The organism is Stenotrophomonas sp. NRRL B-14846, from assembly GCF_050473585.1.
GTDB lineage: Bacteria > Pseudomonadota > Gammaproteobacteria > Xanthomonadales > Xanthomonadaceae > Stenotrophomonas.
Genome location: NZ_JBFLUN010000014.1, coordinates 1 through 13,054, shown reverse-complemented (window position 1 = coordinate 13,054; position 13,054 = coordinate 1). Strand labels below are relative to the sequence as shown.

Here is a 13,054-nt window from a genome sequence, read left to right as displayed (position 1 = left end):
GTCCACCACGCGCTGGGTCATCGCACCGCTGTACTTCCAGCGCACGATGCCGCTGCCATCGACCAGGAAGGTCTCCGGTGCGGCGGTCACACCCCAGTCGATCGCGGTGCGGCCCTCGACGTCGCTGAGCACCACCATGAACGGGTTGCCCAGCTGTTCCAGCCAGTGCAGCGCGTCGGTCGGGTCGTCCTTCCAGTTGTAGCCGATCACGCGCACGCGCTTGCTCTCGGCGAACCGGGTCAGCACCGGGTGTTCTTCGCGGCAGGCCGCGCACCAGCTGCCCCACACGTTCAGCAGGTAGGGCGCGCCGCGCAGGTCGTCGCTGTGCACGATCATTTCCGGGTCGTGCAGCACCGGCAGCGCGAACGCCGGCGCCGGCTTGTCGATCAGCGCCGACGGCAGCACGTCGCGCTGCGGATCACCCGATTTCATCACCCCGTAGATCATCAGCCCGAGCAGGCCGAAGAAGAACAGCACGCCGATCACGATGGCTACCGGCGGCAGCGGGCGGGAGGGGCGCGGGGCGGGGGACTCGGACATGGGAACTCCTACGGACGACGGAAACGGCGGTCGGCGGCGGTGATGAATCCGCCCAGGGCCATCAGCAGCGCGCCCAGCCAGATCCAGCGCACGAACGGCTTGATGTGCACCCGGACCGCCCATGCATTGTTGCCCAGCGGCTCGCCCAATGCCACGTAGACATCACCATCGAAGCGTGCATCGATGCCGGCCTCGGTCATCACCTGGCCACCGCTGGCGTACTGGCGCTTCTCCGGATGCAGCAGCGCCAGCTCGCGGCCGTTGCGGAACACGCGCAGGTGCCCACGGTCGGCGATGAAATTCGGCCCTTCGCGATGGTCCACGCCCTCGAAGCGCACTTCATGGCGGCCGATCACCAGCTGCTGGCCCGGTGCCAGTGCCACCTCGCGCTGCACGTTCAACGCTTCAACCAGCAGCGCCCCAGCCAGGAACACGGCGATGCCGGCATGGGCGACGATCATGCCGAGCATCTCGGCGGTGAAGCGGCCATTGCCGCGCAGGCGCTGCCAGACGAAGCGCGCGGTACCCAGCCCGACCCAGGCCGCAGCGGCTACGCCGATGCCGGCCTTCCAGCCGTTCTGCGGCGCCTGCCACCACGCCAGCGCGCCCAGCAGCAGCGCCAGCCCCAGCCACGGTGCCAGCAGCGCGAACGCGCGCGAAGGCTGGTCGCGCTGCCACTTCACCAGCGGGCCGAACGGCAGCAGCAGGATCATCGGCGCCATCAGCAGCAGGAACAGGCTGCCGAAGTAGGGCGGTCCGACCGAGATCTTGCCCAGCGACAGCGCATCGGCCAGCAGCGGGTACAGCGTGCCGAGCAGCACCATCGCGCAGGCGGTGGCCAGCAGCAGGTTGTTGGCCAGCAGCAGGGTCTCGCGCGAGGTGGCGGTGAAGCCACGGCGCGGATCGTCGGCGTCCACGCTCAGCTGGCTGGCACGCAACGCGTAAAGCAGCAGGCTGCCGCCCACCAGCACCGACAGGAACACCAGGATGAACAGGCCGCGCGAGGGATCGGCGGCGAACGAATGCACGCTGGTCAGCACGACCGGAGCGCACCAGGAACGTGCCCAGCAGCGACAGCGCGAAGGCGGCGATCGCCAGCAGCAGGGTCCAGCTGCCGAAGGTGCCACGCTTTTCGGTGACGGCCTGCGAATGGATCAGCGCGGCGCCGACCAGCCAGGGCATGAAGCTGGCGTTCTCCACCGGGTCCCAGAACCACCAGCCGCCCCAGCCCAGCTCGTAATAGGCCCACCAGCTGCCCAGCGCGATGCCCAGGGTCAGGAACCCCCAGGCGACGTTGGTCCACGGCCGCGTCCAGCGCAGCCAGCGTGCGTCGACGCGGCCTTCCAGCAGTGCGGCAACCGCGAATGCGAACGGCACCGCGAAGCCGACATAGCCCAGGTACAGCATCGGCGGATGGATGATCAGCCCCGGGTCCTGCAGCAGCGGATTGAGGTCGCGGCCTTCCAGCGGTGCCGGGTTCAGGCGCAGGAACGGGTTGGAGGTGAAGATCAGGAAGGCGAGGAAGCCGACGCTGACCACGCCCATCACCGCCAGTACGCGCGCCTGCACCGGCGCCGGCAGGTGCCGCGAGAACAGCGCCACCGCGCCGGTCCACAGCGCCAGCACCAGCGCCCACATCAGCAGCGAGCCCTCGTGCGCGCCCCAGACCGCCGAGTAGCGGTAGACCATCGGCAGCAGCGAATTGGAGTTCTCGGCCACGTAGCGCACCGAGAAGTCCTGCTGCACGAACGCGGCGGTCAACACCGCGAACGCGCCGGCGACCAGCAGCAGCTGCGCGAACGCGGCTGGTCGTGCCACCGCCATCCACGCGGTGTTGTTGCGCTGCGCGCCGACCAGCGGCAGGCCGGCCTGCAGCAGCGAGGCCAGCAACGCGCACAGCAGCAGGATCTGACCCAGTTCGGGCAACACTCAGCGTACCTCGGGTGCCGTCACCGGCACGTCGTGCTTGCGATGGGCGTCGCCCATCTTGTCGGCCACTTCCTTCGGCACGTACTTCTCATCGTGCTTCGCAAGCACCTCGTCGGCGACGAAGGTGCCGTCCTGCAGTCGGCCACTGGCGACCACCGCCGTGCCCTCGGCGAACATGTCCGGCAGGATCCGCGACGTGGTCACCGCCAGTTGCGCGTCGCCGTCGGTCACTTCAAAGCGTGCCTCCAGCGAGCCGACCGGTCGGTTGAAGGAGCCTTTCACCACCATGCCGCCGAGGCGGAAGCGCGATTGCGCATCGACATCGCCGCGCAGCACTTCCGAAGGCGTGTACAGGTAGGCGATGTTGCGCTCCAGTGCCATCGCCACCAGCGCGGTGGCCAGGCCGGAGGCGAGCAGGGCCAGCAGCACCCACACCAGGCGGCGACGCTGTACCGGGGTCATCGTTCCAGCTCCGTCGACAACGGCGCCGTTGCGTCCTGCCTGCCGGCGCGGGTCTGCTGCCGTTGCTGCCGGGCCAGTGCCAGCCGACGCGCCACGCGCAGGCGCAGCCACGAACCGATGGCATCGGCGCTGAGCACCAGCACGAACACGGCGTAGGCGCCGATCACATAGGGCAGGTGGGTCATGGCTGGGCCTCCCGGGCCGGGCGTTCGGCATCGACGCGACCACCGACCCAGGCCTTGCCGGCCTCGCGGTCGAGATTGTCGGCGCGGGCCTTGGCCAGCACCGAACCGGCGAACCAGAACTTGGTGCCGATCACCATCCACCACAGCGGCGCGATCATCGTGCTGCTGATCGCCGATTCACCGAACACGCTGATCGACTGGCGCTGGTGCAGGCCGCCCCACCAGTCCACCGAGTAGCGGATCACCGGCAGCAGGCTGACGCCGACGATGGCCAGCAGGCCCGCCGCGCGCGCGGCGCTGCGGCGGTCCTCGATGGCGTGGTACAGGCCGATCACGCCCAGGTACAGGAACAGCAGCACCAGCTCGCTGGTCATGCGCGGGTCCCAGTCCCACCAGGTGCCCCAGGTGCCCTTGCCCCAGATGCTGCCGGTCAACAGGGTGATCAGGGTGAAGCCGGCGCCCATCGGCGCACAGGCCATGGCCAGGATCTCGCAGACCTTGATCCGCCAGATCAGCGCGATGGCCGCATACAGCGCCATCAGCGCGAACACGAACAGGCTCATCCAGGCACTGGGCACGTGGATGTAGAGGATGCGGAAGCTGTCCAGCTGCTTGGCTTCCGGCGGCACCACCAGCAGCGCCTGCCACATGCCGACCAGCAGCACCGGCACCGCCGCGAGGTAGAACACCCGCGACCAGCGGGCAGCGAAACGGTCGAACGTGGGGGGCGAACCGAGTTGGTGGAACCAGCGGACAATCGGATTCATGCGTGGCGGCTATCCAGCAGGGGTGGATTGGCTCTCAGCTCGGTCAACTCAGAGAAATACGTATTGCAGCGGCAGTGGCCAGCGGCGCCAGCACCAGCGCGACCAGCAGGCCGGCGCCCAGCATCAGCAGCGCACCGACCGGATCCTGCCCGCGTCCGGCTGCCGCCAGGCTGCCTGCACCGAACACCAGCACCGGCACGTACAGCGGCAACGACAGCAGCGCCACGAGAATACCAGAGCGTCGGATGCCTACGGTCAGCGCGGCGACCACGCCACCGATCAGGCTCAGCAATGGTGTTCCCAGCAGCAACGATGCCAGCAACATCGGCAGCTGGTCATGCGGCAGATGCAGCATTTCGGCCAGCAGCGGGCTGACCACGATCAGCGGCAGCGCAGTGGTGGCCCAATGCAGCAGCACGCGCACCAGCACCAGCCAGGCCAGTGGCACCGGCGCCAGCAGCCATTGTTCCAGCGAGCCGTCCTCGGCGTCGGAACGGAACAGCGAATCCAGCGACAGCTGCCCCGCCAGCAGCACGGCCAGCCACAGCACCGCGCCGGCGGTGGCGGCCAGCAGCTGTGGTTCGCGGCCCTGGGCCAACGCGAACAGCACCACCACCAGCACCGCGAACAGCAGCGGCTGCAGCGCATCGCCGCGGCGGCGCCAGAGCAGGCGCAGGTCGCGCTTGAGCAGGGCGCCCGCGGTCTGCCACAGGCCCGGTTCCGTACCCGGCGCGATCATGCGGCACCGCCGAGGTCGAGCTGGCGGGTGCGCACCGGCGGTGCGGCATAGGCGCCATGGGTGGTGACCAACGCAGCGCCTCCGGCGCGCAGGTGCGCCGAAATCATCCGGTTGACCAGGGTGATGCCATCCAGGTCGAGGTTGGCGTAGGGCTCGTCCAGCAGCCACAGCGGTGCCGGCGACAGCCAGATGCGCGCCAGTGCCAGCCGCCGCTTCTGTCCAGCCGACAGATGCCGTACCAGGGTGTCCTCATAACCGGCCAGGCCGACGATGGCCAGCGCGTTGCCGGGCATCTGCCGCGCACGCCGTCCGTGCAGGCCACACAGGAAATGCAGGTTTTCCAGCGTGCCGAGGTCCGGTTTCAGCGCCGGCAGGTGGCTGAGGTAGGCGACATACCGCGCGCGCTCGGCATTGCTGGCCGGCTTGCCGTCGATCCGCACCTGGCCAGCACCGGGCCGGGCCAGGCCGGCCAGCACGCGCAGCAGGGTGGTCTTGCCGGCGCCATTGCCGCCCTGCACCAGCAGGGCTTCGCCGGCATCCACATGGAAGTCCAGCGGGCCGAACACCGGCTCGTCATTGCGGGAGAAGCTCAGGCCGCTGGCGGCCAGCAATGCAGGGGTGTTCAAGGGGCAAAGGTCTTCATGCCGGAGTGCGGCGGCAATTGTAGCGGTGAATGCCTGCGGTAGTGCCGGCCGCTGGCCGGCAATTCCCCAGGGTGCCAGTCGCGTGGGCCGAGGTAGCCGGCCAGCGGCCGGCACTACCGTCGCGCGGATTGCGTAAACTCGGATCCCTTGTTCCCCCACAGCCCAGGCCGATGCAACCCACCACCAAGCTGCCCAAGGTCGGTACCACGATCTTCACCGTGATGTCCCAGCTCGCCGCCGAACACGGCGCGGTCAACCTGGGCCAGGGTTTCCCGGACTTTTCGGCGCCGCAGCGCCTGATCGACGAGACCGCCAGGGCGATGGCCGCCGGGCTGAACCAGTACCCGCCGATGACCGGTGTGGCGCCGCTGCGCCAGGCCATCGCACAGAAGGCGCTGGACTGCTACGGCGCGCAGGTCGATGCGGACAGCGAGATCACCGTCACCAGCGGCGGCACGGAGGCCATCTTCAACGCCATCCACGCCGTGGTGCGTGCCGGCGAGGAAGTGATCGTGCTCGACCCGGCGTATGACTGCTACGAACCGGCGATCGACCTGGCCGGCGCCAGGGCCGTGCATGTGTCGCTCGATCCGCAGACGTTCGCGGTCGACTGGGACCGCGTGCGCGCAGCGATCACCCCGCGCACACCGCATGCTGATCGTCAATACCCCGCACAACCCGTCCGGCGCGATGCTGTCGGCGCAGGACATGCAGGCGCTGGCTGAGCTGCTGCGCGGTACGCAGATCTACCTGATCTCCGATGAGGTGTACGAGCACATCATCTACGACGGCCGTCGCCACGAATCGGCGCTGCGCTACCCGGAACTGCGCGAGCGCGCGTTCGTCATCTCCAGCTTCGGCAAGACCTACCACTGCACCGGCTGGAAGATCGGTTATGCGATCGCCCCGCCGGCGCTGACTGCCGAGTTCCGCAAGGTGCACCAGTACAACACCTTCACCAGCTTCGGCCCCGCACAGTACGGCTTCGCCGCGATGATCCGTGACGAGCCCGAGCATCACCTGGAGCTGGGCGCGTTCTACCAGGCCAAGCGCGACCGCTTCCGCGAGCAGCTGGCCGGCACCCGGCTGAAAGCGCTGCCGGTGCCAGGCGGCTACTTCCAGCTGGTCGACTACTCGGCCATCAGTGACCTGCCGGATCACGAGTTCGTGAAGTGGCTGACCATCGAGAAGGGCGTCACCGCCATCCCGCTGTCGCCGTTCTACGAGAACCCGCCGGCTGGCCAGCGCCTGGTGCGGCTGTGCTTTGCCAAGAACGAAGCGACCATGGACGCGGCGATCGAACGCCTGCGCCTGCTGTGAGCGGAGGCACGGACATGCAGGACCTGCGCATTTCCCTCGTCCAGGGTGACACCCGCTGGCATGACCCGGCGGGCAACCGCGCCTACTACGGTGCGTTGCTGGCGCCGCTGGCCGGCACCACCGACCTGGTGATCCTGCCGGAGACCTTCACCAGTGGCTTCTCCAACGACGCCATCGCCCAGGCCGAAGGCATGGACGGTCCGACCGTGGCCTGGGTGCGTGAACAGGCCAGGGCCTTGAACGCAGCGGTGATCGGCAGCGTGCAGCTGCGCGAGGGCGAGGGCGTCTACAACCGCCTGCTGTTCGCCACGCCCGATGGCGACCTGCAGTACTACGACAAGCGCCACCTGTTCCGCTACGGCGGTGAACACGAACGCTATGCCGCCGGCCGTGAGCGCCTGAGCGTGGAATGGAAAGGCTGGCGGATCAATCCGCAGGTCTGCTACGACCTGCGTTTCCCGGTGTTCTGCCGCAACCGCTTCAATGTGGAGCGTCCGCAGCAGCTGGATTTCGACCTGCAGATCTTCGTCGCCAACTGGCCGTCGGCGCGCGCCTATGCGTGGAAGACCCTGCTGCGTGCGCGGGCGATCGAGAACCTGTGCTTCGTGGCGGCGGTGAACCGCGTCGGCGTGGACGGCAACCAGCTGCATTACGCCGGCGACAGCGCGGTGATCGACTTCCTCGGCCAGCCGCAGGTGGAGATCCGCGAACGCGAACAGGTGGTCACCACCACCATCTCGGCCGAGGCGCTGGCCGCGCACCGCGCGCGCTTCCCGGCGATGCTCGATGCCGATGCCTTCCACCTGACGAACAGGCCTGAGCAACGGCCTGAACGCCGTTGCACCAGCGCGCGCGCGTGCATCCAACGTGCACGCGCGCGCTGCTAGATTCGCCGGCAGTCCGACCGAACTGGAAGTCCTGCCATGAACAAGCCCTTCGCCCTGCTGCTGGCCCTGTCCGCTGCAACGCTGGCCCCGGGCCGCGCACGCTGCCGCAACCTCGATTGCCAGCTGCGCTACAACCTGTCCGGTTGGTCACTGATCTACAAGACCGCCTCCGGCAATGGCACGGTCAGCTGCAGCAACGGCACCAGCCTGCCGGTGCGCATCGAAGTGAAGGGCGGCGGCCTGACCGTGGGCAAGTCGAAGATCACCAATGGCCGTGGCAGCTTCACTGGTGCCGTGAGCGTCAACGAGCTGCTGGGCACGTACGCCTCGGTGGGCGCGCATGCGGGCGCCGTGAAGTCCAGCAATGCGCAGGTGATGACCAAGGGCGACATCTCGCTGGCCCTGTCCGGCACCGGCAAGGGCTGGGACCTGGGCGTGGACGGCGCCGCCTTCACCATCAGCCGGCGTTGAGTGGGGCCGGCTGGGTCCCTTCCCAGCTGATGCGGATGTAATGCTGCTCGGCGTCGCTGGGCAGTTGTTTGACCTCGAAGCCATTGTTCAGCAACTGCGCGACGACGCCCTCGACGAGCCGCTCGCTGGCCAGTGCCTGGCTGAAGCCGAACACGATGTAGCGGCGACCATTCTCCGAGCCGGCCCGGATCGACGTGTCGAGATCGCGGTAGTACTGGTCGATGGGACGCGTAGCGGCATCGGCGTTGGCGCGCGCCTGTTCGGCGGTAATGGTGACCATGGGCATCTGCCTCGTTGGGGAGAACGCGCACGATAGCCAGCGCAGTGGCGTTGATTCCGGAAGCAGCGCACAGTGCGCGGTCTTTGCAGCAATTCCTAGACCGTAACCGGGCGCGGCCGCTGCAACCACAATGCAAGCAGGCTGCACACGATGAGTGTCGGTGCCAGCAGTTGCAGTGCACCGACCACCGCCATCGCCACGCCTATCAAGAGGTAGTAGAGCAGTCCGAACAGGGCGCCCGCGCTGCCCAGGCAGTGCGGATATCCGCGCAGGGCCTGGCCCCAGCACATTGGGGATGGCTAGGCCAAACCCGGCCACCACCGGTACCATCGCCGCGACCAGTGCCGGTTGATTGCGCAGCAAAGCAGCCAACAGCCCGCCGGCCAGCACCAGTCCTGCGGCGAGCCGGATGCGCGTGGCGGAGGCAATGCCTGCGCGCAGCAGGCGACCATTGCCCCATGCGCCCAGCGCCGAACCCAACGCCAGCACCGCGCCGCTTGCGCCGAACCAGGCCAGCGGCCAGTGCAGGCGTTCGGAACACGAACGGGCCCAGCGCGTACCAGCTGTACATGGCCACGTTGAACGCCATCACCAACAGCGCTTGTGACCAGATCCAGCGATCACGCAGCAGTTGTCGCAGCAGTGGCAGCAGGGGGCGTGTGCGCGACTTCGGCAGGGCGGCTCTCCTGCAGGCCGGATGCGCATCCGAGCATCAGCAGGATGACAATCAGCAGCAGGCCGTCCTGCACGCCGGCATAGCCGTGGTTGGCAACCCAGCAATGCCCCCAGTGCCAGCCCCGATCGCCGGGCTCAGGGCCAACGCCATGCCGGATCCACGAGAACGCCTGCGCCAACGCGGGTCCCTTCAGGTGGTCGCGCAGTACGGTCTGGGTGACCACCGAGGCCGTCGCCGCACCCAGCGCGGCCAGTGCCTGGGCCAGCAGGACCTGGCCGAACGTGCTGGCCAGCAGTCCGCCGCAGGCCGCCAGTGCGAACACGGCCAGACCGCAGAGCAGGGCAGGGCGACGGCCGATATGGTCGGCCATCCGCCCCCATAGCAGGACACCGGCGGCGAAACCGAACAGGTACAGGCTCATGGCCTGGCTGGCGGCGCCGGGGGGCAATGCGAAGCGCCCGGCCAGATCGGCCAGGGCAGGGCTGTAAAGGGTCTGCGCAAGCTGGGGGAACATCAGCAGCGCGATGGTGAGCAACAACAGGCGGCGCGACATGCGGGCGCTCCAGGAACAGGGCTGCGCATTGTGGTCGTGTCCGCGATGGCGCACCCTATCTATCCTGTCATTGAATGGATGAAATCAGACATGGCCTGGTTGCAGCCGGATGCGCACTTCGATGCCGATGCCTGGAGCGCGCCGGTGCTGGGCATCGCGGCCTCACTGGAGCGGATCACGACTCGGGTTGGCACCAGCATGCACGCGCGCAGTTGCTGTATACCCGGCAAGGCTGTACGCGCCTGACCTACGGCGACCGCATCAGCCTGCTGCCGCCCGCGCGCGCGGCGTGGATTCCGGGTGGGCTGCGCCATCGCGCGCAGATGCGCCTAGCGGTCGACTACCGTTCGTTGTACTTCGAGGCCACCCTGTCGCCCAGTTGCCACAGCAGCCAGCGATCATCGGCGTGGGTCCGCTGCTGCAGGCATTGCTGAGCCGATCGCGCAGGCGCCGTTCGACCATGACTGGCGGGCGCCGCGTGCGCACCACCAACTGGCGTTGTGCATGCTGGAGATCGCCGCCGCCCCGGTGGCCCCGATGGACCTGCCGCTACCACGCGACCCACGGATCGCGCGCTGCCTGCCAGTGGCCGAGCAGTTGCCGCCCGAACTGGGCGAGCTGGCCGCGCGTGCGGGCTTGAGCGTGCGCACCGTTGGCCGTTGATGCAGCGTGATACCGGCATGGGCTACCAGGCTTGGCGCCAGCAATGGCGACTGATGCGGGCCATGGAGTTGCTGCTGCTGGGCCATCGCGTCGCGCATGTGGCGCAGGACACCGGCTTTTCCGCCGAGAGCCCGTTCATCGCATTCTTCCGCAGCATGACCGGTACCACGCCCGCCGCCTTCCAGCGCCACGCAAAAGGGGACGGAGGGGATTAAGTCGCTTTCTCCCCTTCGACACACAGCGCGGCAAAAGCGACTTAATCCCTCCGTCCCCTTTTCAAAGAAAAACCCCGGCCGGAGCCGGGGTTTTTCATTTCAGTGGGGCCGGTGATCAGCCGCCGCGCGGGCCGCTGCGGCGCGGGCCGCCCGGACCGCGGTTGCCGCCGGGGCCGCCCGGGCCACGGTTGCCACCCGGACCGCCGGGGCCGCGATTGCCGCCCGGGCACGGTTGCCGCCGCCCGGACCGCGACCGCCCGGACGGGCGCCCTGTGCCGGCTTCGGGCTGCCATACGGGTTGAAGCCCGGCGTGGCGTGGTCGGACGGGAAGCTCGGGGCGTTGCCCGGATGACCGTACGGGTGCTTGTTGCCCTGGCCCTGCGAGCGGTTGCCGGCACCGGCCGGACGACCCTGGCCGCCTGCGCCGCCACGGCCTTCACCACCGAAACCCGCCACGGCCCTGGCCGCCACCGGCGCCAGCGCCCGGACCCTTCGGCTTGCCGTACGGACGGCCCTGGCCGCCTGCACCCGGACCACGGGCACCGGGGCCGCGTGCGCCCGGACCGGCGTTGCGATGGCCGCTCGGGCCGGTGCTCACGCCATCCGGCACGTACCAGGTGCGGAACGCCGCAGGATTGCCTTCCGGCAGCGAACGATCGTTCTTCTGGGCGCGCTGCTTGAACGGCTTCTGCGACTGCTTGGCTGCCGCTTCACCGCTGACCGTCAGGCCGCCCTTGAAGCCGCCACCCCTTGCCGCCGCGACCACGGCCGCGGTCTTCGCGGACGTTGTCGAAACGACGCAGCTCGCGGCCTTCGTCAGCGGTGTTGTGGCCGTTGACGTAGGCGTTGCCACGGCCACCTTCGCGCACGCGCACGGTGGTCTTGGCGGCGCGGCGCTGGCCGATCACCGGCTGCAGCGTCAGTGCGACGGTGCGCCCTTCTTCCAGCTTCAGCTGCGCGCGCAGGGCTTCAACCTGCGCGGTGCCCAGTTCCACCGAATGGCCGCGGGCCAGTTCGCGCGGCAGGCTCACCTTGCCATAGCGGGTGCGCTTCAGGCGGCTGACCTGGCAGCCCTGCGATTCCCACAGGCGGCGCACTTCGCGGTTGCGGCCTTCCTTCACCACGACGCGGAACCAGTCGTGCGAATCGGTGCCGCCGATGCGTTCGATCTCATCGAACTTGGCCGGGCCGTCTTCCAGCGCGAGCACGCCACGGGTGAGGCGGTCGACGATGGCGTCGGAGACCTTTTCCTCGCTTCCGGCGCACGCACGCGCACCACGTACTCGCGCTCGACCTCGAACGACGGGTGCATCATGGCGTTGGCCCAGCTCACCGTCGGTGGTGGCCAGCAGCAGGCCGGTGGTGTTGATGTCCAGGCGGCCGATGGCGATCCAGCGCGCGCCCTTCAGCGGCGGCAGCGACTCGAACACGGTCGGGCGGCCTTCCGGATCATCGCGGGTGGTCACTTCGCCTTCCGGCTTGTTGTAGACCAGCACGCGCGACGGCTCGGGCCAGGGCGGTGGCGACGAAGCCGCGGCCATCCAGTTCGATCTTGTCGCCGCTCTTGACCGACATGCCGTCTGCGCGACTTCACCGTTGACCTTGACCAGGCCTTCGGCGATGCGCTGTTCCAGCGCGCGGCGCGAGCCGAGGCCGGCCTGGGCCAGCACCTTGTGCAGGCGCTCTTCCAGCTTGAACTGTTCGGAGGTGGCTTCGCGCTTCAGCGAGAGCTTGTTACGGGGGGTGTCACTCATCAGTTTTTGCTCCGGCCGACGGTTTCGAGGTCGGCCTCTGGTTCGGAATCGGCTTGGTCAACAGCCACGGTCGTCATCGCGACGGCGTTGTCTTCGCGTTCGTTCACTGGCACCGCGCGCTCGCCCGGCGCGGAATCGGGGTGCCATCATCGAGGGGCGAAGGTGCTTGCTCATCGGTGGCCGACGCAGGGGCTGCATCGGCGGAATCAGGGGTGTCACTGCGCGGCCAGGCCGGTGTCATCGTTCGCGGCAGCGCCATCGGCGCCGGCCGAGATGTCCGGCCCTCGGCACCGGCGACGGCAGGTGCATCGCGGTCCAGGGACAGCTGCGGTTCCAGCTCGCCCAGGTCCTTCAGTTCCGACAGTGGCGGCAGTTCGTCCAGCCGCTTCAGGCGAAATAATCCAGGAAGCCTTGGTGGTGCCGAACAGGGCAGGCTTGCCCGGCACGTCGCGGTGGCCGACCACGCGGATCCATTCGCGTTCTTCCAGCGCCTGGATGATGTTGCTGCTGACCGCCACGCCGCGCACCTGTTCGATCTCGCCGCGGGTGATCGGTTGCCGGTAGGCGATCAGCGCCAGGGTTTCCAGGGTGGCAGCGGTGTAGCGGGTCTTGCGCTCGGTCCACAGCCGGCTGATCCAGCCATGCACTTCGCCGGTGACCTGGTAGCGGAAGCCGGAGGCGACCTCGACCAGTTCCACGCCGCGGCCTTCGCAGGCTTCGCGCAGGCGTTCCAGCGCGCGTTCGATGCTGCCCGGCGGTGCCGGTTCCTCTTCCGGGAACAGGTCCTTCAGCTGGGCCAGGGTGAGCGGCTGGCTGGAAGCCAGCAGGGCACCCTCGACAATGCGGTTGATCAGCGATTGATCCATCGGCAGTCAGCGCTCACTCGTCTGCATTGGCGGCGTCGTTGTCATCGAACTCGCTGCTGAACTGCAGCGGGGCGTTGGTGTTGCCGGCCGCCAGCGACTTCAC

Annotated in this window: 15 protein-coding genes and 6 pseudogenes; 7 read left to right on the top strand and 14 right to left on the bottom strand. The window is 68.6% G+C overall.

Annotation, left to right across the window (positions count from 1 at the left end; genetic code table 11):
* The 7 genes and pseudogenes from AB1281_RS01370 to ccmA all read right to left on the bottom strand — a co-directional run.
* Positions 1 to 540, bottom strand: a 540-nt coding sequence (locus AB1281_RS01370; RefSeq protein WP_430344894.1) for a DsbE family thiol:disulfide interchange protein, incomplete at its 3' end; no start/stop codon positions are given.
* A gap of 8 nt (positions 541 to 548) precedes the next feature.
* A pseudogene (locus tag AB1281_RS01365) lies at positions 549 to 2,469 on the bottom strand (heme lyase CcmF/NrfE family subunit).
* Positions 2,470 to 2,931, bottom strand: coding sequence for a cytochrome c maturation protein CcmE (gene ccmE, locus AB1281_RS01360; RefSeq protein WP_014647764.1), 462 nt, complete (start codon positions 2,929 to 2,931; stop codon positions 2,470 to 2,472).
* Positions 2,928 to 3,116 (bottom strand): heme exporter protein CcmD, encoded by a 189-nt coding sequence (gene ccmD, locus AB1281_RS01355; protein WP_075677263.1) that lies wholly within the window; start codon positions 3,114 to 3,116, stop codon positions 2,928 to 2,930. The genes ccmE and ccmD overlap by 4 nt, the downstream gene beginning before the upstream one ends.
* A complete protein-coding gene (gene ccmC, locus AB1281_RS01350; RefSeq protein WP_430344893.1) occupies positions 3,113 to 3,883 on the bottom strand; it encodes a heme ABC transporter permease CcmC in 771 nt (256 codons plus the stop codon). The genes ccmD and ccmC overlap by 4 nt, the downstream gene beginning before the upstream one ends.
* A 43-nt stretch (positions 3,884 to 3,926) precedes the next feature.
* Positions 3,927 to 4,622: a heme exporter protein CcmB gene (ccmB, locus tag AB1281_RS01345; protein ID WP_006456616.1), complete on the bottom strand. Its 696-nt coding sequence runs from the start codon at positions 4,620 to 4,622 to the stop codon at positions 3,927 to 3,929.
* Positions 4,619 to 5,380, bottom strand: coding sequence for a heme ABC exporter ATP-binding protein CcmA (gene ccmA, locus AB1281_RS01340; RefSeq protein ID WP_430344892.1), 762 nt, complete (start codon positions 5,378 to 5,380; stop codon positions 4,619 to 4,621). The genes ccmB and ccmA overlap by 4 nt, the downstream gene beginning before the upstream one ends.
* A gap of 56 nt (positions 5,381 to 5,436) precedes the next feature.
* Between ccmA and AB1281_RS01335 the strand changes: the two are divergent.
* From AB1281_RS01335 to AB1281_RS01325, 3 genes and pseudogenes are all read left to right on the top strand, one after another.
* Positions 5,437 to 6,586 (top strand): annotated as a pseudogene (locus AB1281_RS01335) (pyridoxal phosphate-dependent aminotransferase).
* A 14-nt stretch (positions 6,587 to 6,600) separates the two neighbouring features.
* A pseudogene (locus AB1281_RS01330) lies at positions 6,601 to 7,392 on the top strand (amidohydrolase); the annotation flags it as partial.
* A gap of 117 nt (positions 7,393 to 7,509) precedes the next feature.
* Positions 7,510 to 7,944 carry a hypothetical protein gene (locus AB1281_RS01325; protein ID WP_430344891.1) on the top strand — a complete coding sequence of 145 codons (435 nt, stop codon included), beginning with the start codon at positions 7,510 to 7,512 and terminating at the stop codon, positions 7,942 to 7,944.
* Here the strand turns inward: AB1281_RS01325 and AB1281_RS01320 are convergent.
* A complete protein-coding gene (locus AB1281_RS01320; protein WP_014037830.1) occupies positions 7,931 to 8,224 on the bottom strand; it encodes a hypothetical protein in 294 nt (97 codons plus the stop codon). The genes AB1281_RS01325 and AB1281_RS01320 overlap by 14 nt on opposite strands.
* Positions 8,225 to 8,319: 95 nt before the next feature.
* Positions 8,320 to 9,453, bottom strand: a pseudogene (locus AB1281_RS01315) (MFS transporter).
* Between the two features lie 90 nt (positions 9,454 to 9,543).
* Between AB1281_RS01315 and AB1281_RS01310 the strand changes: the two are divergent.
* The 4 genes from AB1281_RS01310 (at position 9,544) to AB1281_RS01295 (ending at position 10,331) form a co-directional block, all read left to right on the top strand.
* Positions 9,544 to 9,699 carry a hypothetical protein gene (locus AB1281_RS01310; protein WP_430344890.1) on the top strand — a complete coding sequence of 52 codons (156 nt, stop codon included), beginning with the start codon at positions 9,544 to 9,546 and terminating at the stop codon, positions 9,697 to 9,699.
* The gene (locus AB1281_RS01305) at positions 9,666 to 9,887 is read left to right on the top strand and encodes a hypothetical protein (protein ID WP_430344889.1); all 222 of its coding nucleotides are present in this window, start codon (positions 9,666 to 9,668) and stop codon (positions 9,885 to 9,887) included. Before AB1281_RS01310 ends, AB1281_RS01305 begins: the two co-directional genes overlap by 34 nt.
* Positions 9,888 to 9,957: 70 nt before the next feature.
* On the top strand, positions 9,958 to 10,116 hold the full coding sequence (locus AB1281_RS01300) for a hypothetical protein (protein WP_430344888.1): 159 nt from the start codon (positions 9,958 to 9,960) through the stop codon (positions 10,114 to 10,116).
* Entirely contained in the window at positions 10,116 to 10,331 is a 216-nt protein-coding gene (locus AB1281_RS01295) for a helix-turn-helix domain-containing protein (RefSeq protein ID WP_430344887.1), read from the top strand. Before AB1281_RS01300 ends, AB1281_RS01295 begins: the two co-directional genes overlap by 1 nt.
* 99 nt (positions 10,332 to 10,430) lie before the next feature.
* Here AB1281_RS01295 and AB1281_RS01290 read toward each other — a convergent pair whose 3' ends face one another.
* The 5 genes and pseudogenes from AB1281_RS01290 to AB1281_RS01270 form a co-directional block, all read right to left on the bottom strand.
* Complete coding sequence (locus tag AB1281_RS01290) at positions 10,431 to 10,802, bottom strand: hypothetical protein (protein ID WP_430344886.1); 372 nt, start codon at positions 10,800 to 10,802, stop codon at positions 10,431 to 10,433.
* On the bottom strand, positions 10,768 to 11,097 hold the full coding sequence (locus tag AB1281_RS01285) for a hypothetical protein (RefSeq protein ID WP_430344885.1): 330 nt from the start codon (positions 11,095 to 11,097) through the stop codon (positions 10,768 to 10,770). The genes AB1281_RS01290 and AB1281_RS01285 overlap by 35 nt, the downstream gene beginning before the upstream one ends.
* Positions 11,042 to 12,085 (bottom strand): pseudouridine synthase, encoded by a 1,044-nt coding sequence (locus AB1281_RS01280; RefSeq protein WP_430344884.1) that lies wholly within the window; start codon positions 12,083 to 12,085, stop codon positions 11,042 to 11,044. The genes AB1281_RS01285 and AB1281_RS01280 overlap by 56 nt, the downstream gene beginning before the upstream one ends.
* Positions 12,085 to 12,951, bottom strand: a pseudogene (gene scpB / locus AB1281_RS01275) (SMC-Scp complex subunit ScpB). Before scpB ends, AB1281_RS01280 begins: the two are co-directional and overlap by 1 nt.
* 13 nt (positions 12,952 to 12,964) lie before the next feature.
* Positions 12,965 to 13,054 (bottom strand): annotated as a pseudogene (locus AB1281_RS01270) (segregation/condensation protein A); the annotation flags it as partial.